Origin of the sequence: Pseudanabaena sp. PCC 7367, assembly GCF_000317065.1 — a bacterium.
GTDB lineage: Bacteria > Cyanobacteriota > Cyanobacteriia > Pseudanabaenales > Pseudanabaenaceae > Thalassoporum > Thalassoporum mexicanum.
Genome location: NC_019701.1, coordinates 1578205 through 1599628, shown reverse-complemented (window position 1 = coordinate 1599628; position 21424 = coordinate 1578205). Strand labels below are relative to the sequence as shown.

Below are 21424 nucleotides of genomic sequence, written 5' to 3'. Positions count from 1 at the left end.
TAGAATTATTGTTAACTAACTCGAAATCACTGCACATCTGGCCACCAAGGCGATAGGATCACAGTCAAACAAAAGGATTTAAATTAAAATCGATTGATTGCAGTTAAGATCAAACAAACCATGAATGGGGAAACATAATTCAAACAAAACTGGCAGCTTGATGGCAATCTAAACTTGATGTTATTGATATTTAATTGATACCTGAGGTTTTTGATAGTTGATGGGGGATTCAATTCCTGCCAGGGACTGTGTGCTATATTTTCGCAATAATCACACAAAGTTAAACCTAGCCAATAGATTTTTCGCAATATAGAAAAAGGATCTACTCGATCAAAGTAGCACCCTCTCCTAATTTTCCTGGTCAATCAATAATATCCAAAATATCCAAATGTAGGCAAAATCAATTTTCACCAATCGATAAAATATTATTAAGCCAATTTAGACAATTAATAAGGTAAAAGCCATTGTGCGACGCACTCTGTCTTAGATCTGCTAGATCGACCTACACCAGCTAAGCAGTCTGCTCACCAATTTGCCATAGAATCATGACCCACGATGAGGAACTTGAAGTTCGCCGCCTATTTCTTGAGGAAGCTCAGGAATATATTGATGCGATCGCCGATGGTTTAGTTAATCTCGATCGCAATTTAGACGACTTCCGCACCAAGATTGATGGGGTGCTACGTTCTGCCCATTCGCTCAAGGGCGCATCGGCAATGATGCAGTATGACATCCTCAGTCACTGCGCTCATCAACTGGAAGACACCTTTAAGTTATTAAAATCCCATAGCCCCACCATAGATGAAAATATGGAGCGGCTCCTGTTGATCAGTGTGGATATTCTTAGCGAGATCGTCTTGCTATATCGCCAGGGGAAAAATTGCGATCAACAGTGGTTTGATGATCATGCCGCGCCAATTCTACATGAACTAGAAGCATATGTTGCGGTAGTGACAGCCGACAGCGAAGTGGTGGAAGAAGAAGATGATGAAGCCGATGTGGTTGGCTTAATGTTTGAGTCGGAGGTGGAGGAATACTTAACCAATCTGGAGCAACAACTAGAGCAGCATCAGTCTAATCCTGAATTGGCAGAAAGCTTGAAAAGCACCGCCGAAGATCTGGCAGCTTTAGCCGAAATCCTGGAATTACCCAAATTTAATCGGCTTTGCGAACAGGTAATCGATCTAGCGAATACCATCCCAGTCGATCGAATACCCCAGTTGGCTAGCACTACTTTATCCACCTGGCGGCGATCGCAAGCGTTGGTACTGACCGGTAACACCAATGCCATGCCTGGCGAACTAGAATTACCTAGCAGCCTCAAGGAAGCGCTGCATAATGCCGACAATGCGGCTGAGGTGGAAGCTGATTTTGATCCTGAAGCCCAAAATATTCAAGATATTCAGGATATTCAGGATATTAATGACCTGGATGCCGCTGCCAATTTTGATGCCGAGCAAGAGGCAGATTCTGTTGCTGTTGAAGAGAGCGATGGTTTTGATGCGCTTGATCGCTCCGATAAATTAGATAAATTAGGTGATTTAGCTGATTTTGCTGAATTGGAAGAATTGCTCAATCAGGACAATCAAGAATATCAAAGTGGCAATCTGACTAGTCTTACGGACATTGCTGCTGGCTCACCCAACCAGGACACAGACTTACCAGCGATCGCTGTTGACAATGATATTAATAATAAGCATGATGCAGACCAGGTTGATTTAAGTTCTGATCCAGGGGGCGAAGATGAGATTGCAACTTTTGATAATTATGACCCTAGCGACTCAGCGACGATCGAATTACCAGAATTTGGAGATGCGAGCGGCGATCTAACTACGGCTGATGCCGATAACACAAATGATCACAGTGATGACATAAAAGATGATTTAGATAATCAAATTGCGATCGAGCCAACCGTTGATCCCGTGCCACCGACAGCAGCAGTAACAGATTTTGAGGTAGCGCCAATTGAGCAAATTGAGCAAATTGAGCAAATCGGGCAAACTAACGATAACGCTTACCCATCGATTGACCAAGGCGATCGCAGTCAGGTAAACGCAGCAGCGGATCAGAGCGAGCCTGAAGCCCCGGAACCTGAGCAAACCAGTGGTATTTCAAATATTTCAACTAGTGCAACTAACGCCACAGCATTAACAGAAACTAACCCAGAGCCTGATCTCAATCTGCCAGAGGAAGAAAGCAGCAATGCAATTGCAGATCAAGCTATCAAAGCATCCACTGATCCTATTGAACTACCACCACATACAGACATCCCCGATACCCTGGCTGACTTGGTGGCGGAAATTCCACTTCAAGCCGATCCCGAACCTACCAATCAAAATCAAAGCGATCAAATAGCGATCGAGTCAACTCCGAACCGCGATCAAGCCGCAGCAACTACATCATCGTCACCAGAGCCAGCTAATTTACCAGCTAATTTATTAGAGCAAGAACCAGAAAATCGAAGTAATGCCGATCGTAGCAGCGACCTCAATCCACTAGCCGGACTGGCCGATTGGGCAGATTCCGATCGTGAAACTATTGCGGCGCGACGCACGAATCAGGCTGCTGCTAATGCTAATGATTTAGATTTTGAGCCAGATTATGATCGAAATAATCGCCCAGATCAAAGCCCAGATCAAAGCCAAAATATTATCACCGCCGATGATTTATTTGCAGGATTTAATACCAATCCAGAAGCAGATGAATTGGAGGATCTCAATCAAATCAGCCCAACAGAGCTGAATCAAATATCTCCAGACGACAGCGATGATGCCCTAGTTTTTGCGATCGCACCTGATTATGCAATTGACACACCGGTGGCCGCATTTGCACCAAATAATCGCTTCGATCGGGCAGAGATTGGCTATGGCGCAGATCTCAGATCTCCCTTTGAATTGAGCGATCGGCCACTCTATGCTGAAAAAATCATCCGCCAGACCACTGGTAAATATACCCTTCCGGCTGCAACTACCGCCGCTAACACCAGCACCAATTCTCAACAACTACAAGCCAGGGCATCAACCAATGCGGTAGGGCAAACAAACGGAAATATAACAGATCCGATAGATCCGAATGAGACCGATGAGATAGACGAAGATGATGACACAATCATCCTGGGACGAGAAGCAGCCCTAGCGATCGCTGGCAAGCAAAAAGATCGCTACCGCCGCAAGCCAACTAATCCATTTGCCACCAGCAAACAAACCACTGTTTTTACGGCCAATCCACTGGCTTCCGTTACCCCAGCTACTCCCACTACTCCACCTATCTCAACCGAGCCAGAATTACCGGAATTAACAGATGAATCACTTTTGGTTGCAGATTCTAATATTCCTGAGCCAAATGTGAGTGATGAAGCTTTAAAAGATGAGACTGAAGAAGATGAAAGCGATACATTATTACTACCCCGTCAGCCACAGTCTAGCCAATCCAGCAATGCAAGCACTGCAAGTTTAGATATTGATAACGAAGATTCGGTTACTGAAGCCGATGCTCTTTGGGCAGATTTGGAGCAAATGGGTGATGAAAGCTCTGACCTAGCCGCAGCAACAAATAGATCTGCCGCACCGATCGATATCGCGGATGCCAGTGAGCTAAGTTTGCCCCAGAATTATCCGCAGCGATCGCAGGAAGCGTTAGCAGATGTTGATACTAATACTGATGCTAATGATATTAATGATGCTGATGATATTAAATTAAGTAGCGTTGAGCGCCAAAGTGTCCTAGAAGAGGAAAGCATTCTAGATCTATTCGATCAACTTAATCCTGAAACCGAAAACGAGGTTGAGTCACTCGACACAATTGAAAATCTATTTGGTGAGCCGATCGACTCGAATGATGCACAGACAGAGAGCAATCCTGAGCCAGAAAATATATTACCGCTAGAATCACAGGTTAATTCACAAGTTAGTACCAATCCTGTAGATATCACTGCTTCTGAAGCACCAGCGGCGATCGACACGATCGATGACCTGTTTGGCGATGCCTTTGCTAATGTTGGCAATGAAGTTAATCAGGCCAAGCAATCTAAACCTAATCCCAATGCTCCTGATTCTATCGCCGTAACAGAGACAGATCGTACAGATCGTCAGGACATCCCTGAGCCAGCCAGCCAATCCTGGGCAGAGGAGGATTTATTCGGCAATCTTGAGCCTAATCTAGCGTCCAGCGCCACCAATATTACCGCCAGTGAGGCGATCGATGCTCTAGATATCGATGCTCTAGATAATGATCTAGCTATAGATAGCGATGGCGAGCAATGGCAGGGGATTGATGCTGAGGATTTGGACTTATCGATCGATCTAGATGACTCACCCTTAGATTGGCCGGAATCAAACAACTTGTTAGATCTAGCTAATCCAGACGAATCAACCGATCGTGCCGCGCGATCTGAAACAGGTTTGATTGACGTTCCCACCACCACTGAATCAGATTCTGCCACCGATGATAGTGATAATCTAGATGATTTAACCAACAATGCGATCGCTGCCCCGGATGATGATCATGATGGGGATGATTTGGAGTCAGCCGATCGGCCACCAGAAATCACAGCAGCAGCTTCGCCATCAACTTCAGCATCAACCAAGCCCAAGCATAAGCGCACTGACTTTTTCTCTGCCTATGTGAATGAAAGCGAAGAAGACAGCCCGACCACTGCTTCTGAATCGCCAGAATCCTCATTGGTGGCCGACACTCTCCTCGATCTATTTGAGGATCTAGATGCCAGTAAGGACGGCGAAAATGCGGCGGCAATCTTGCAATCCAAACTGGAATCAAAAACTGAATTGGTATCGGTTTATCTCAAAGAAACCAGCATCCGCCTACCGATCAGTCGATTGGAGGAGATGAATGATCTATCCGATCAAATTACGGTTGAGCGCAATATCCTGGAATCACAATTGCGTCGCCTGCGCGAACTATATGCGGTCTTATCCCAACGGATTCAAGAACTGGATGAATCTGATGTATCTGTCCATGCCCTCTATGACAAGCTCAGTTTAATCAATAATAGACATGAGAGCAGCAATACACCGTCAGTCCTATTAGACCTAGACCGCCCGGCAGCTAATTTCAGCCTTGATCAAGCAGAGCAATTAGCGCAAGCAAGTGAAATAGGTCAAGCTAATGATAGCGGTGCTGATTTAGAAGCAGAATCCAACGATGCAGAAAACTATACCGCAGAATTCGATCGCTTAGAAATGGATCGCTATGGGGAACTGCATACCCTGGTGGCCAGCATCATCGAGACGATCGTGAAGCTGGAAGAAGTTAAAGAAGATATTAATCTCAGTTTGGCAGAGGCAGAACAAGGAGCCAGCGATCTGGGCAGGTCGTTTAAACAACTACAAACTAAAATCATTCAGGCACGGATGCGGCCGCTTTCGGATATTGTAAGCAGATTCCCACGCATGTTGCGCAGTCTTTCATTGCAACATGGTAAGCAGGTGGAATTAGAAGTCGAAGGGGGCGATCTGCTGATCGATCGGGCGATCCTAGAGGCACTCACCGATCCACTCAATCATCTTGTGCGCAACTGTTTTGACCACGGCATTGAAGATCGGCGCACCCGCATTCATTACAACAAGCCAGATACGGGCAAAATATTCATTAGGGCAGTCAGCGAGAACAATACCACCACAATTACGATCGGCGATGATGGGCGCGGCATTAATATCAACAAAATCCGTGAGAAAGTCCGCCAGGCAGCGATCGCCGCAAATATGGATGGGGATCAAGTAGATGAAATTCCCCAGGAAAAACTACTCACGGTTATTTTTGAACCCGGTTTTAGTACCGCCGAAAAGGTAACTTCTCTGTCTGGTCGCGGTGTGGGGATGGATGTGGTACGCACCAACCTCAAGCAAATTGGTGCTGAGATCAAAGCTGATACCAAAGAAGGACTGGGCAGCACCTTTACGATCACCTTCACTAATACCCTGGCCTCGGTGCAAACCCTGTTGATTGAAGCCAATAATATGTTTATGGCGATGCCGACAGCAATTATTAAAGAAATTGTGCCCTATGAACCAGAGCAGCTAGTTTTAACCCAACCAACGCTCACTCAGATTAATGAACCTAACGAATCTAATGAAGCTGAGGGAAATGAGATTGCTCCCACAGAAGATGCACAAGGGCAAAACACCCAAACCCCAGAAACCGATCGACAACAGTTTAAATGGTCTGGTCACCCAGAACCAATTGCCACGATCGATCTAAATAATTATCTCCACTTCAATCGCGGTTTGTATGATAGCCATGCCCAGGACAAACCCTTTGCCAAGGCTCCGGCGATGGTGATTTGCCAAATTGGCCAGGAAATGGTGGCGATCGCGGTCGATTGTTGCTGGGGTGAACAGGATGCCAGCATTCGCCATGTGGAAAGCGATATTCCTCTGCCTAAGTGCTTTAGCGGTTGTATTATTTCTGGCAGTGGTCAGGCAGTGCCCCTACTCAACCCCCAAGAGATTCTCAATTGGCTGCAACCGGAACCAATCGAAGTTGCGGCAGAAGCGGCCGATGAGCGGCAAATTATGCCTGCTTTAGAGCAAGAGCAAGGCCAAGTAGCACAACCTCAACCCCAGGAAACGACTCCCACCCCAGCTACTCCTAAACCAAGTCGCACCGCTGTGCTGGTAATCGATGATTCGGTGAATGTGCGCCGCTATCTAGCATTGACTCTGGGTAGGGCAGGGTTTCACACCGAACAGGCCAAGGATGGTGAAGATGCTTTGAGCAAGCTGCGGGCTGGGCTCAAGGTTGATGCGATCGTGAGTGACATTGAAATGCCACGTCTGGATGGCTATGGACTATTGGCGAATCTACGTGCCGATCGTGGTTATGATCAGTTGCCGATCGTGATGCTGACTTCGCGGAGTGGAGATAAGCATCGTCAATTGGCGATGAACCTGGGCGCAACGGAATATTTTACTAAGCCCTACCAAGAGAAAACCCTGGTGGACACGTTGAAGAAGTTAATTGCTCAGGACAATCAATAAAGCTGTTACCAAAGTCTTATTTTGGATATTTTGTCATGGGCGATCGCTATTTTGGCCTTAGCTCAAGGAGAAACAAGCACTGAGGTCGCAGGCGGGTTCTCAGGCGATCCTCAATCAGGAAGAGGGTTGCAAAGATCTATCAGACTCAAGCTGCTATATTCATATCCTCATCCCTTATCTTTGTAAGCAAAAGATTGGTTGACTACCACTATTAATCTCTGCCCAGAAGAACTAGAGTTGAAGCAGCATACCTGGCATGATCAATTTAATTTGAGTTATTTGATTCATATTTAGCTTGAACTTTTAAAGTGAAATTAAAGCACTGGGGATAACCTTGATCTCTAAATCATTGCCAGAATCATTGCTTGGGGATTTTGAGTTACATGTAGTTGAGCTGGCCAGCCGTAAACCCAAGCGATCGCCCAGCCAACCAGGTAAACATGACGTAATTCTGGGTGGTCAAGCCCCCCTGCCCGAAACAGGGGTGATTTTGGGTGGGCTGCAAGGGATCAAAAGTCGCCTCGGCAGTGCGATCGTGGCGCAGCGGATCAATGCGCTCAAAGCAGCATTAAACTACGACCAACCAGGTTTAGAGTTAATTAGCCAAGCCCTGGGCGATCGCTCGATTAAGGTACAACGTGCTGCCCGATTGATTTTGAGTAATTGCGATCAAAGTCAACTCTTGCCAGAGATTCAGGCTACTTTGACTGAATATCGCAAATATGATCTATTTGACTGTGTTGATCAATTCAATGGCCATAACCGACCAATCAGCGATCTAGAGATCACTCCAGACGGCAATCAGCTCATTAGCTGCGGTGAAGATCACACGATCCGGATCTGGGATTTAGTTGCTGGTCGCTGCCATCAAATTCTACGCGGCCATACCGCCAAGGTGACCGCGATCGCCCTCAGTCCTGGCGGCAAGTTTCTGGTCAGTGGCAGCCGCGATCGCACAATCAGAATCTGGCATTTGGCCAACGGCAATCAAATTAAATGCCTCAGTGGTCATACCGGCTATGTCAACTCTGTGGCGATCTCCCCCGATGGTGAACATATCATCAGCGGTAGTCAGGACACCACAATCAAGATCTGGAATGTCAGACAAGGCCAGATCATTAAAATTTTGCGTGGTCATACTAATCTGGTGGATGCGGTGGCGCTCAGCCCCGACGGTAGGTTTGTGGCTAGTTGTAGTTGGGATACCACGATTAAAATCTGGGATTTACACACCTTTGACCTGTTGCATACATTCATTGGCCATTCGGCGCGGGTGCTGTCCTTTGCGATCACTCCGGATGGCAAAACCCTGGCCAGCGGTAGCCTTGATAGCAGAATTATGCTGTGGGACTTGGTGACCGGTGAAAAAATTAAAACCCTGGATGGCCATAAAGGCTGGGTGAAGTCCTTGGCGATCGCCCAGGATGGCAAAACCCTGGTCAGCGCCAGCTATAAGATGATTAAGGTGTGGGATTTAGAAACCTACCAGGAACTAACCACGCTGCGCGGCCATAGCGATCTGATTAACAAAATTGCGATTAGTAAAGATGGCCAGACGATCGCCAGTGGTGGTGAAGACGATCTGATCAATATTTGGGGTGTACCAAAGTTGTAGACCGCCGATCGCCAAAATAGATCGCCAAAATATTTATTAATGAGGTGTAAATAATGAGGTGTAAATATAGAAATTCTGCTCAGTTATTCATCGGTTTAAACAGGAGTCTATTCCACTTCATCTAATTTGATTGCTGGCGATTGGCTGGTATCCGGCGTATCGTTATTGATTTTTTGAGTTTCAAACTCAGTTAATTGATCTATTTCATCAGGCGTAGCTAGCTTCAGCCCAGATTTCAGCTTGGCCACATTATCCAACTCCAGCTCCTCCGGCAAAATTGTCGCCGGCAGCAACTCAATCTCCTCAGCGGAAGACAACAAACCACTCAAGCCATCCACCAGACTACGGATGTTATCTCGGAAGCGCGGATCGCCAGTTAGCTCATCCAAATCAGCGGTAATTTTCTGCGTGTTGGCAAAGGTAGCCCTAGCCGAATCGAGGGTTTCACGCAATGCAATGATTGTATTCGGGTCATTAATTTGATCCGATAGCTCCCGCAGATTAGCTGCCGTTTGCGCCGCATTGCTGGATAGCTCCTTTAGGTTTGCCGATAACTGACCATCATCCAAAAGTGGCTGGGCACTGGCGATCAACCGTTGTGCTTCCTCTGAAGCTGCACTAATGCTATCGAGGGTTTGGGCTAGTTGTTCTTTATTTTCCAGAATCAAACTATCGGCACTAGTCGCCGCCAAACTAACCTGATCGGCAGCCCTGGTAATTGCTGCGGCTGAATCAGCGAACTCGGTGATCGGCACATCAAAATCAACGATCGTGTTATTGGCACTGCGAGCCAGAGCCGCGATATCATCTGCCGCCGCCGTAATGCTGAGCAGGGTGCTATTCAAATTGCCTAAAAATTCTTCATCGCCAAACCGCTCTAACGCCTCGGTGCTATCCCGTAGCAGTTTGGTGAAATCAACGCCTGTAGTACCAAACACAACGCTACCTTGGCAAATAATTAGATCGCTGTTGCAATCTTGTGCCAGGGGATCGAGATCGGGAGCGCTATCAAGGTCGGTTTGCGGGAAAATATCGATCGCGGTACTGGCCAGAAAGCCACTTTGATTGGTTTCAATCACTGAATCCACTGGCATCGCCAGGTCAGAATCATCTACTTCCACATTCACCCGCACTTTGCCCGTAGCAGCTTCCACGCCCTTGACCGAACCAACCTGAATGCCACGATAGCGCAGCGGTGAGCCCACATCCAGGCCACTGGCATCTTCTAGTTCGATCGTGAATGAAAAACCCCTACCACCAAGGCGGAGTCCTCTTTGCCAGAGCAGAACCCCAGCCAATGCTCCCAAGACCACCAGAATAAAAATACCCAGTGTACTTTCTCGGAAAAATCTACTGCGCATGATCAAGAATTCTCCTCAACAACAATCTGAATTGGGCCATCCTTGCTACCACTAAAAAATTGCCGCACGTAGGGATTATCAGTAGTGTCAATCTCATCTACTGAGCCTTGCCACTTTACCTTACCACCATGTAACATCACGATCCGATCGGCTGTCCGGCGAATGGTGCTGTGTTGGTGTGAAACTATAATATAGCTATCACATTGTGAGGCACGTAGCGATCGAATCAGATCTTCAATCACCGTTGAGGCAACTGGATCTAATCCTGCGGTCGGCTCATCATATAATAAAATCTTTTTCTGCTTCTGCTTGCTATCGGGTTCTTCGACGATCGCCCTGGCAAAACTAACCCGCTTGCGCATCCCACCGGATAGCTCACTGGGATAGCGATCGCTAACATTGGGCATCCCCACCAGGCGCAGCTTATCGGCCACAATTTCAGCCACTTCCTTTCTGGGCAAATGGGAATGTTCGAGCAGCGAAAACCCCACATTCTCCGCAACAGTGAGCGAGTCAAACAGGGCAGCTTGCTGAAACACCATCCCCACTTGAATATCACCGCCTTCGCCAGCAATACCGCGCAACGGTTTACCATTGATCAATACTTCACCGCGATCGGGCTCCAATAGGCCACTTACAATCCGCAGAATCGTTGATTTGCCAGTTCCCGAAGGTCCAATGATCGCAACTGCTTCACCGGGATAGAATTCTAAGTCAACACCATCTAGTACCAGATTAGAAGCACCAAAGCTTTTGGAAATTTGCTTTAGTTCTATGAGAGGCTTTGGTTTGCTAGCTGTAGCCATATCCAGTAACCAAAATAACTACATTATCGAAATAAACTCATCCAGGTCAAGTTTTGAGGTGATCTGGTTATGATTAAATAAAATTTAAAAAGCAAATATTTAATCCACAAGTAAAATATCTAATCCAAAAGTATCAGATTACGGCTCAAGATTCAGCCTGATGCTCTTTAACTTTAGGTATAGCATGGATGCAAATTACCAATCATGTTTGAGTGAGCAGATTAGCTCAACTAATTAAGCTTAAATCCAGAGATTCTAACCTCTGCGCCTCCCTGAAATCATCTCAGCCCAAGATTCGGTGAAAGTTAAGCTTTAACTGGCAATCAGATCGCAATAAGCTAATTATCGATAAGAATTAAGCCGTTATTACAGCTATTAAAGTCAAGTAATTGTCAGTGCAACAAAATGTGAGTATATGAGTCAAAGTATATAAGTCAAGATAGATTAAGCATACTTAACAAAAGAGATTGCATAATCCAGGGATGAAAATGCCATCGGCAAAAACATCAAATATGTATATGATGTCAGTCTGACCGATCGCTTAATTGTTAAATCATCCCACCAATGTGCAACGCCTCACAAAATATCCTGATTCAGGCCAAATCAACTAGCGACGCAGTTATAAAATGCCAATAGGGAAACAAAGTAGCGCCGAAACAGTTAATATAACAGTCAATCATCTGACTGGGAATCAGGATATATATTAGCTCAGGCAATCATCTCATTACTCTAGCTCACTTTGGAATTTAGGCGATCGGAACTTTGAGACGCAATCAAGTTCAGACAATGGCTCTTGCCAAAGATTAAGCCAGTCGAGTCGTAATTGATAAGAGATAGTTAATGTTGAGTAGAGCACAAATCAGACCCTTTTACCTAATTGATAGTGACCCTGATTTACAAGCCAGCCTCAATCATGGCATTGTCGCTGAAGGGGCAGTATTAGCCAATGGAAGAACGGTGCTAATTTGGCTCAGCGGTTCCTTTGTGCATGGTGGCCACCCAGACCTGGATGGCGTAGAAAAAATTCATGGCCAGAATGGTAAGCGCAAGATTGTATTTATTGACCAATTACCATTTAAGCGTCGAGCACCACGCACTTTTTTCCTAGAGCGAACTGAAGACGTAAATGGCCTGAGTGGTACTGGTTTTGTGGCAGAGGGAATTGAATTCAGCAATGGCTGGTGTATTCTCAACTGGTTGGTATGTCCTTTCTCGGATTTTTGGTACCCCAGTTATGAGGATATTCAAAATATTCATGGCCATGAAGGCAAAACTAAACTGGTTTGGGAAACTGCCGCCAGACAAAATCAAAAGCTTTATATTTAAAATATTTGAGCCGATCGCCCGTTGGTACATTTTCACCTGCGATCCTAAGTAACTATAAAGTAACTATAATCTGCCACTTGAGCAATTTAGCGATCAGGAATTGCAATCCAGAGCTAGGTGTCTAGGTGTCTAAACAATCAAATCGGTAATCATTACTTATCATGATTCTCGGAGCCTACCGTCACAGAATTAGCCACCGTCTATATATATAGGAGCAGAGTCTTACTGGTATAGAGTAACGCTATCCCGGCGAGAATGAGATAGTGGTTTGATCGATCGCAATCGATCGCAGTATTAATTAAATTTGGTAAGGTGCCGAGCATATGCAGGAAATCGTGATCCAAGGCCATAAAATTGGCTCTCAACATCCTCCCCTGGTGGTGGCGGAAATGTCTGGCAATCATAATCATTCGCTAGAGCGAGCTTTGGCGATCGTTGAGGCAGCGGCCAAGTCGGGAGCCCATGCCCTGAAGCTGCAAACCTATACTGCCGATACCATGACGATTAATCTGGATACCGGTGAATTCTTGATTGATGATCCTCAGAGTTTATGGCAAGGGAATTCCCTCTATCAGCTTTATCAAAAAGCCCATACGCCCTGGGAATGGCACGAACCAATTTTCAAGCGTTGCCGCGAATTGGGCATGATTGGTTTTAGTAGCCCCTTTGATCCTTCTGCCGTTGACTTTCTAGAAGCTATCAACGTGCCTTGTTATAAGATCGCCTCTTTTGAGAATATCGATCTAGCCCTGATTCAGAAAGTTGCCAGCACTGGTAAACCAACGATTATTTCAACTGGCATGGCCACGATCGCCGAAATGGATGAGATGGTCTGTGCCTTCCGCAATGCTGGCGGGCGTGATTTGATTTTGCTTAAATGCACCAGCACCTATCCTTCCCTTCCTACCAATTCAAACCTGCTCACAATTCCTCATCTGCGCGAACTTTTCGGTGTACAGGTGGGGCTTTCCGATCATACCCTGGGAATTGGTGTAGCGGTGGCCAGTGTGGCCTTGGGCGCAACCCTGATTGAAAAACATTTCACCCTCTCTAGAGCTGACGGGGGCGTTGATGCAGCTTTCTCGCTGGAAGTAGCAGAAATGCAGCAATTGGTGAGCGAAAGTGAACGCGCCTGGCAGGCTTTAGGCCAGGTTGTCTATGGCTCGTTGGCAGCCGAACAAGGTTCGCGGGTTTTTCGGCGATCGCTCTATGTGACTGAGGACATCAAAGCTGGCGAAACATTTACTACCCAAAATATTCGATCGATTCGCCCTGGTTATGGTCTGGCCCCAAAGCACATAGATCAATTTCTTGGTAAAACCGCTGCTTGTAATATCGCCAGAGGAACGCCTTTGAACTGGGATTTAATTTAGCTAATTGGCATTTGGCATCTGGTATCTGGTATCTGGTATCTTAGGCAAGTATTAATCGCTGTTACATTAAAAGCTAATTATGTTAAGTAGAAGATTAGAAGACGGCTTAATGATCAACATTGCTCATACATAACAATTCATTGCAATCAGGATATTAATTCCCCTAAAAATTTGATCACTGATCTACACTGGATTAGGATAACAATTTGTGACTGGCAGTGCATTGGCTCTTTGATGACCCTCCCATCAATAGAGGCGTGATTTATGTGAATAAATATGTGTGAGCCACAATGAATAATGCCCCCAGTGACAAGGATTTCCAAAAGCTGCAGCAGGAAATTTCTAAATTACGATCGCAACTTGCAGCCATAGCCAACCCTACCCCCCAGGAAACTACAGAGCCAACTAATAAGCCAATTATTGAGCCAACTACGTGGCCAATTACAGTGCCAATTCAGCTCCTGCAACAAAAGGCGCTCCTATCGGTGGTGACCAAAATTAGAGAGTCATTAGAACTACAGACTATTTTTGATTCAACTGCTACCGAGGTAAGACAACTACTCAATGTCGATCGGGTAACCATATATCGCTTCGATCCTGGCGCTAACTATAATGTCGGTCGATTTGTAGCTGAAGATGTACTACCACCCTATCATTCAGCCTTAGGCGCTGAAATTAATGATCATTGCTTCGGCCATAATTATGCTCATTATTATCAACAGGGCAGAGTTTGGGCTGCGGCTGATATATATGCGCTGGGACTCAAAAATTGTCATATTGAGATTTTGGCTCGGTTTCAAGTAAAAGCCAACCTGGTGGTACCGCTACATCAGGGTAATGAATTGTGGGGGCTATTGTGTATCCACCATTGCGCTGCTTCGCGTCAGTGGCAAGATACGGAAATTGAGTTTGTGCAGCAAATTGCGGCTCATTTGAGCGTAGCCCTACAGCAGGCAGAGGCAATGGAGCGCCTGAACCAACAATCGCAATACCTTTCGCTATCGGTTGCCCAGGCAGTGGCACGGGAAAAAGCTGCCGCCACTGTGATTAATAAAATTCGCCGATCGCTGGAAGTTGAGGAAATCTTTGCCACCACCACCCACGAAGTCAGGCAATTGCTGAATGCCGATCGGGTGGCGATTTATCGCTTTAACCCCGATTGGAGCGGTGAGTTTGTGGCCGAATCGGTCGATCGTGATTGGTTGCCATTGGTGCACCAAAATATCAACAACAAGAAAAATATCAACACGAAGTGGGAAGATTCCTATTTGCAAAAGACCCAAGGGGGGCGCTATGCCAATCATGAAACCTTTGCCGTTGCTGATATCTACACCGTAGATCATTCAGAATGCCATGTCCGAATGCTGAAATATTTCCAGATCAGAGCCTATGCGATCGCGCCGATTTTCTCTGGCCAGAAGCTGTGGGGATTGCTAGGAGCCTATCAAAACTCTGGGTCGCGTCAATGGCAGCAATCAGAAATCAACTTCCTCAATCAAATAGCTGAGCAATTTAGCATTGCCCTCCAACAAGCCAAATTACTCAAACAGGCACACCAGCGATCGCAGGAGCTAGAAAATACCCTGATTCAACTGCAAATAGAAGTCCAAGAACGCAAAAAGGCTGAACATATCGCAAAACAGGCTCTGGCCAAAGAGAAAGAAATTAGCCAGCTTAAGTCTCAGCTCATTTCTACCATCTCCCATGAATTACGCACACCGCTTTCCTTGATCATGCTGCTCAGCGAGGCCTTAGAAAACCGCTATGACCAATTACCAGCAATCAGGCGATCGCGTAAATTCAGCCAAATCAAAGAGAATGTCAATCGCATCATCCGGGTAATCGAAGATGCCCTAACCATCAATCGCACCGAATCAGCTGAGTACGATTTTTCGCCAGTACCACTAAATCTAGAAGATATCTACCAGAGTATTATTGCTGAATGGCAGCGCAACCAGCAGAATCATCAAGTTGAATATCGGTTTATAGGACAGCATCCTATTTGTGCCCGGCTTGATCCAGAACTGATTAAGCAACTAACTTTCCAGCTACTTAGCAATGCTGCTCGGTACTCGCCTACCAACAGCAGCATATTATTCGAGCTAATCGATCGCCATGATCAGGTTGTAATCAAAGTCACTGACCAGGGCATTGGCATTCCTGCCGCTGAACAAACCAAGATTTTTGAGCAGTTCTATCGGGCTACTAATGCTGATACCATATCCGGTACACCAGGCGCAGGGTTGGGGTTGGCGATCGTTGAGCAAATCACTAGTCTGCACCACGGCGATGTTCACATTCAAAGCAAGCTAAATCAGGGCACTACCTTCGAGATTGTATTACCTAAAAATCTGACCTAGGGGCTGTAACTGCTGCTACAAGCTTGCCAGGCCAGGAATTTAAGTTATTTGCTCAGCAGGTTTGATCAGCAATTAGCTAGAACTAACTTACCTATTTAGAGCCAGTTGCCAACCAAAATAAACGAAGACCAATAGTAGGGATGGGAAAGATCGATTTGGGCTCCTTCATCGGGCAAAATCACATCATCCAGACCAGGAATACCAACTGCTCGGCCATTTTCGATTCTGACCCTACCACTCAGGATCGATTGCTGAGATTCACGCAGGGCGATCGCCTTACTCCGCGAATCCTCCCACCGGCTATAGAAATTAATCATCAGCGGTGCGGTGCCAGCATCCTCAACCGGCCACAGGGAAGCCAATACGCTCTTAACCCCCTTCTTGATCGCCAATCCACCCAGGCCAAGACTTTCACCCACGGCAGTTTGACAAGCGCTGAGGGTCAGCATTTCCACGGTTGGATCATCTAGCCCCAACTCGCCGATCGCTTTAATATTCAGGCGGCGATCCCAGAATTGAATAAATGCGCCCTCTTCTTGCGAAGAAGTGAATCGAGCATGGGTGGCCAGATGGATAATGCCATATTTTGCCTGACCACGTTGCGATTGGAGGTTGCCAACGGTGAATGGTTCATTCAGGAAGAAACTTCCCGATAATACATCTTCGGTAATGGTTTCCACTTCAGTTTCTACCGCAGGAAGGGCGGCAAATCCATCCACAGATTCCGTCAGACCCATCGCCAGAATCCGACTGTTTTTGCTATCTCTTTCCTTCAGGATTGCTTGGCTAACACTTAAGGCCGGAATTGTGGCGGATGCATATTGATCCGCTAAGAAGCTACTACCATCATGGAAGGCAGCAGGTGGGATTACCCGCAAGCCACTATCCATCACAAACACGATCGTTTCGACTTCCTCTGCTTGCAGTCGATCGTGGATTGGTCGCATAATCCAATCATAGAGCTGTTGCGATTGGCGCAAATAGTCGTCGGAACTAGGATCACGCAGGTTGATTGCAAAGTCAGTCACAACCGTATTCATATCTGATTCAGAGACACCTCGCACCGTCACCAGGAATGGCTTACCCAGTTGATCAGGGGAGATTGATTTATCCTTGTCGGCATTGTCGTCTTCCGGTCGCTTGGGCGGAATCACCAGGATTTCGAGCCGATCTTCCAAAATAATCGGATAAACGATCGCCGTCACACTCTTAGTAATATTTGAGGCTTCGGTGATGATTTCCTGGCCATCATTCAGCCCCACAATATTAGCTGGTAGGCTCTCGCCGGTATATACTTCCAGCTCTGATTTATAGCCGGATTCGATCGCAATCAGGGCGGCATCTAGCTGACCATTCGCTAGAAAGCGATCGGCCTCGGAGCGCTTAAAGTCAATCAGCGCAATCTTAGCCTGGCGATCGAGACTGGCCTCAGGCTGCTGGAGTGAAGGATCGAGAGTGATCAGGGTGGAGTCAACTACATCCTGTTCCTGGGATCGTGTAGGCGAAGGTGCAGGCGCAGGATTGGGTGCAGGAGTCGGTGTGGGGGCCGGGGTGGGTGTAGGCGTTGGTGTGGGAGTAGGTGTAGGCGTTGGTGTGGGAGTCGGTGTTGGCGTTGGTGTAGGAGTTGGTGTTGGCGTGGTCGTAGGAGTCGGCGTGGGCGTAGGAGTCGGTGTGGGCGTAGGAGTCGGTGTGGGCGTTGGTGTGGGAGGCGGATCGGTGGGAGGCGGATCGGTGGGAGGCGGATCGGTGGGAGGCGGATCGGTTAGGGGCGGATCGGTTGGAGGTGGATCGGTGGGAGGGGGATCATTTGGTAGGCTATTCCGAATCAGAATATTGCCCTGGATTTGTTCAACCGGAATCGTGGCAGTCAGGATCTGGTTAGCGTTGCTGGTGACGATCGCGCTGACTGTGCCATTACCGCTCTCGCTCACAATCCCACTATCGCCAACCAGGAAATCATCTACGCCGGTTACCAGGGGATCGCGGACGATACTAACCGAACCACCAGCATCAGAGCCATCCGTAGAAATACTGGCATCCGTGCCATTAAAACCAGTGAAAAAGCCGATCGCCCGGAAGAAATCGGTAAAGACAATATCCACATCACCGCCAAAGCCATTGGTAGACTCGGTTCGGATCGAATCTAATATGATCGTGTTGCCATCAATATTGACATCGCCACCAAAATCGGAACCAGTCGTATTGATCAGACCAACTTGAATATTGTTACCGGAGATATCAACATCACCGCCATCAAAAAATGCTCTAGTAAAAATATCACCAGCACTGACATTATTGATCGCCGAAATAACTACGGAAACGTTACTACTGTCGGCAGAAACGGGTAGCTCGTTAATATCGCCAACGGTTATATTCTGACCAGATAAGCTAATCGATCCACTTTGATTCGAATCAGCTACTGCGGAAATATTGCCAGTAACAATGCTCCCCGTACTGCTATTAACCGTAACATCACCAGCAGTACCACTCATGGGGGAAGAGCCTTGAGCGGCATTAGTGTTTATATTGTTAACATTAATATCACCATTCCCCAAAGCAGTAATGGTCACATCCCCGCTGGCAGCACCTTCATAGCCATAGGCATAAATGTTACCTGTAACTGTAACGCTACTGCTGGATGTGGTAGATATACTGACATCACCAGCACTACCACTATAGGAGCCAAAGGTATCAATATCGCCATTCACATTAATATCACCAGTGGCATTAACGGTGATATCACCACTTATATTTGACGATGCAGTCAGTAAATCTCCATTAACAGTTACATCGCTGCCAGTAATTTCGATCGCACCACTATTAATATTAGCTGAAGTATCAATCTTGCCAGTATTCACTTCACCACTGGCACTAATAATTACTGGGCTAGTGCTGGTATTCTCGGAGAAGGCATTAGTAATATAGCCAGTATTAACATTCTGGCCAGTTAAGTTAACCCCACCACCATTAGCAAACTCAGAGATAGTGAGAATGTTATTCGTGGAGATATCACCACTATCACTATCGATCGCCACATTGCCGGCATTGCCAGCAAAACCAATTACACCACCATAAACACTGGCATTGAGATTACCTACATTAATATCATCGTTGCCTGTAGCGATCAGGTTAATATTTCCAGCGCTATAACCAGGTGAATCACCATCTTCTAATGTGGTAGTAATATCACCAGTCAGGATGCTGCTATTCGTGGTAATGCTAACATCACCTGCATCAAACTCATGTCCTGTAGTAGTAATACCACCAGGAATTTGTACAACTCCTCCCGCATCGATCGTGACGTTGCCACCAAGCCCAAGATTAGTAGAACTAGCAATAATTTCGGTAATATTAACACTATCATCAACTTGAATTGACACCCCACCGGCATCGCCAGCGGAACTGTTCTGGGTTGAAATAATCCCCGAAATTAAAAAACTAGGCTGGTCAACCAAACCAATTAAAACATTGCCTGCCGTACCTTCATTAGCCTCGGCAGTAATACTAACTGCATTAACTGACCCAGGCGTATCAATGAATATATCTCCAGCTATCCCACTGGTAAGACTACTGGAATCGAGATCGCCGGTAGTAATCCCCAGCGGTGCAGAAAAAATCTGATCGCCACCGTTGGAGTTGGCATGGGTGATCACCACATCAGTGTTGATTGTGCCAGTGTTACTGGTGATCGTGGTGTCTACCCCCCTGGCATCGATCAGCGCATTGATATCAACATTCCCTTCAGCCGTAATTCCAAGCAGGTTAGTAGTACCAAAAGCAGAGATAATTTGAATTTGGTCATTTATCTCAACATTACCTGTGGCGGTAATTTCAACCAGGCTATCTTCACCAATCCCAGGAATAATACTAATAGGGCCATCAACGGTAACATTCCCAAGCCCATCTGAAGGGGCTTCAGTAACATTAGAGCCGCCTTCCACCACTGGGAATGAAGTTGTTGAACCAGGTAAAACTCCTGCCCGCAGAATCAAAGCCCAATTATTTACTAAAGCTGGCTCTGGTGAGAATAAATCAGGCCCTGTAATTTCAATGCCATCGGTGGTAATGCTACCTGCCGCTTCGACGAGTAATGAAGTCCCCGAATAATCTCCAGCCAAGTCTACATTGCCAGCCGATCGAATAATTGGATCATAGAGGCTAATAAAATTAGTGACACTGCCAGGAGTAATCGGCTTGAGAATAAAATCCCCAATACTGAAATAGATCGCATCGCCGGAAATAATGCCATCACTTTGCAACGTGAGATCGCCACCACTTTCGATCCGGCTGGCGGCATGGTTCAACGCCAGAATATCAATGCCATTTTTAGCCGAGAGGGTGAGATCGCCACCTGCCCTTACTGTTGAAGCCGTTTCCGCCGAATCACGCAAGACCAATTCATTGCCAGCATTCAAGGAGAGATCGCCGGAGGTTTCTAAATCCGGCACCAGGGCAGCAATATCCTGGTCTGCCTCAACTTGCACCGTTGCCGCATTGGCATTTTTGATCGCTACATCGCCCGGCGCGATCGCATAATTGCCCGTGGTAACAAACTGCTCGGTTTCTTCATTAAAGCTACTGGTTAAGCCTTCACTGATTTCTACTAAAGCTAAGGAACCATCAGGATTTACGACTACCTCATCGGCTTCAGGATTACTTGTGCCCGTTAACTGTCTGGCCAATTGGGGAATATCAGCGATCGTGCCCTGCCACTCATTTCCCACCGCATCCGGCAGAATTGTTAAACCCAACACTGCATTTGGCGATCGCAACTCGATCGCGCTGTTACCTGGTGCTGCCGCGATCGCTACGGTGCCATTGGCGCTGAGATTGCCACTGCTGATCACCGTGCCACCGGTCAGGCTTAAATTATTACTGGCTGCTAAATTGCCCTGGTTAATGATTGCCGCTGGTTCTGTAATGCCAAACCGTAATGCTTTGGGATCACCAAACGGGAATACGCCATCAGCGATCGCCCTGAAAATCTGCTCGCTGTCAAACAAAAGTGACGTGGCGGTGCTGGCATGAAATGAACCGCCAATATCCAGGCTGGCACCTGCGCCAAAAATAATCCCATTGGGGTTAAGCAAATACAAATTGGCATTGGGGAAAGCGCCGCTACTCTGGATCGCGCCAAAGATACTGGAGGGATCACCGCCAGTGACCCGATTTAAAATATTTTGAATGCTGTTGCCATCAACACTGCTACCATCGGTGCCGAAAATGACACCGCTACTGGGTACGTTGAATTGGTCAAAGCTGTGGAAGAGGTTATTACCATTGACAGTGCCGGAGCCAACTGGATTGATCTGATTGCCATCCACTGTGGTGGCGGTAGTTCCGTCTGGTGTGACCTGTGCTTGCAGATCTTTTTCATAGGCTAGGCTCAGACCCGTGAATGTTGCTAAGGCCAGCAATAAGTAACAGCGCATATTCCCACCACAAATAAACAGAAAGATTAACGGCGATCGCGTTTTCGTCTTAATACATCAATACATTAGACACAACTAAACCACGCTCAAGTCTTCTTTTACTACGCGGTTGTCACTGCATCAAAACCGACTTATTAAAAATACTGATGATAACTA

At 46.6% G+C, this 21424-nt stretch carries 8 protein-coding genes; 5 read left to right on the top strand and 3 right to left on the bottom strand.

Going from position 1 to position 21424, the window contains the following annotated elements:
- The first annotated feature begins 545 nt into the window (after nt 1–545).
- Nucleotides 546–6995 (top strand): hybrid sensor histidine kinase/response regulator, encoded by a 6450-nt coding sequence (locus PSE7367_RS06190; protein WP_015164518.1) that lies wholly within the window; start codon nt 546–548, stop codon nt 6993–6995.
- A 334-nt stretch (nt 6996–7329) separates the two neighbouring features.
- Nucleotides 7330–8610: a WD40 repeat domain-containing protein gene (locus PSE7367_RS06185; RefSeq protein WP_015164517.1), complete on the top strand. Its 1281-nt coding sequence runs from the start codon at nt 7330–7332 to the stop codon at nt 8608–8610.
- Nucleotides 8611–8717: 107 nt separating this feature from the next.
- On the opposite strand, the gene PSE7367_RS06180 is transcribed toward PSE7367_RS06185, so the two are convergent.
- Both PSE7367_RS06180 and PSE7367_RS06175 read right to left on the bottom strand, forming a co-directional pair.
- The gene (locus PSE7367_RS06180) at nt 8718–9971 is read right to left on the bottom strand and encodes an MlaD family protein (protein WP_015164516.1); all 1254 of its coding nucleotides are present in this window, start codon (nt 9969–9971) and stop codon (nt 8718–8720) included.
- A 2-nt stretch (nt 9972–9973) separates the two neighbouring features.
- Nucleotides 9974–10777, bottom strand: coding sequence for an ABC transporter ATP-binding protein (locus tag PSE7367_RS06175; RefSeq protein ID WP_015164515.1), 804 nt, complete (start codon nt 10775–10777; stop codon nt 9974–9976).
- 840 nt (nt 10778–11617) lie between these two features.
- On the opposite strand from PSE7367_RS06175, the gene PSE7367_RS22380 reads away from it, so the two are divergent.
- The 3 genes from PSE7367_RS22380 (at nt 11618) to PSE7367_RS06160 (ending at nt 15836) form a co-directional block, all read left to right on the top strand.
- A complete protein-coding gene (locus PSE7367_RS22380; RefSeq protein ID WP_015164514.1) occupies nt 11618–12103 on the top strand; it encodes a hypothetical protein in 486 nt (161 codons plus the stop codon).
- 323 nt (nt 12104–12426) lie between these two features.
- Nucleotides 12427–13476, top strand: a complete 1050-nt coding sequence (gene pseI, locus PSE7367_RS06165; protein ID WP_015164513.1) for a pseudaminic acid synthase — start codon at nt 12427–12429, stop codon at nt 13474–13476.
- Between the two features lie 290 nt (nt 13477–13766).
- Entirely contained in the window at nt 13767–15836 is a 2070-nt protein-coding gene (locus PSE7367_RS06160; RefSeq protein WP_015164512.1) for a sensor histidine kinase, read from the top strand.
- A gap of 95 nt (nt 15837–15931) precedes the next feature.
- On the opposite strand, the gene PSE7367_RS21495 is transcribed toward PSE7367_RS06160, so the two are convergent.
- On the bottom strand, nt 15932–21268 hold the full coding sequence (locus PSE7367_RS21495) for a CHAT domain-containing protein (RefSeq protein ID WP_015164511.1): 5337 nt from the start codon (nt 21266–21268) through the stop codon (nt 15932–15934).
- Between the last annotated feature and the right edge of the window lie 156 nt (nt 21269–21424).

Excerpts from the sequence above, each read along its gene's own strand:
- PSE7367_RS06190 (WP_015164518.1), top strand. The coding sequence starts at position 546 with ATGACCCACGATGAGGAACTTGAAGTTCGCCGCCTATTTCTTGAGGAA.
- PSE7367_RS06180 (WP_015164516.1), bottom strand. The coding sequence starts at position 9,971 with ATGCGCAGTAGATTTTTCCGAGAAAGTACACTGGGTATTTTTATTCTG.
- PSE7367_RS06175 (WP_015164515.1), bottom strand. The coding sequence starts at position 10,777 with ATGGCTACAGCTAGCAAACCAAAGCCTCTCATAGAACTAAAGCAAATT.
- PSE7367_RS22380 (WP_015164514.1), top strand. The coding sequence starts at position 11,618 with ATGTTGAGTAGAGCACAAATCAGACCCTTTTACCTAATTGATAGTGAC.
- pseI (WP_015164513.1), top strand. The coding sequence starts at position 12,427 with ATGCAGGAAATCGTGATCCAAGGCCATAAAATTGGCTCTCAACATCCT.
- PSE7367_RS06160 (WP_015164512.1), top strand. The coding sequence starts at position 13,767 with ATGAATAATGCCCCCAGTGACAAGGATTTCCAAAAGCTGCAGCAGGAA.
- PSE7367_RS21495 (WP_015164511.1), bottom strand. The coding sequence starts at position 21,268 with ATGCGCTGTTACTTATTGCTGGCCTTAGCAACATTCACGGGTCTGAGC.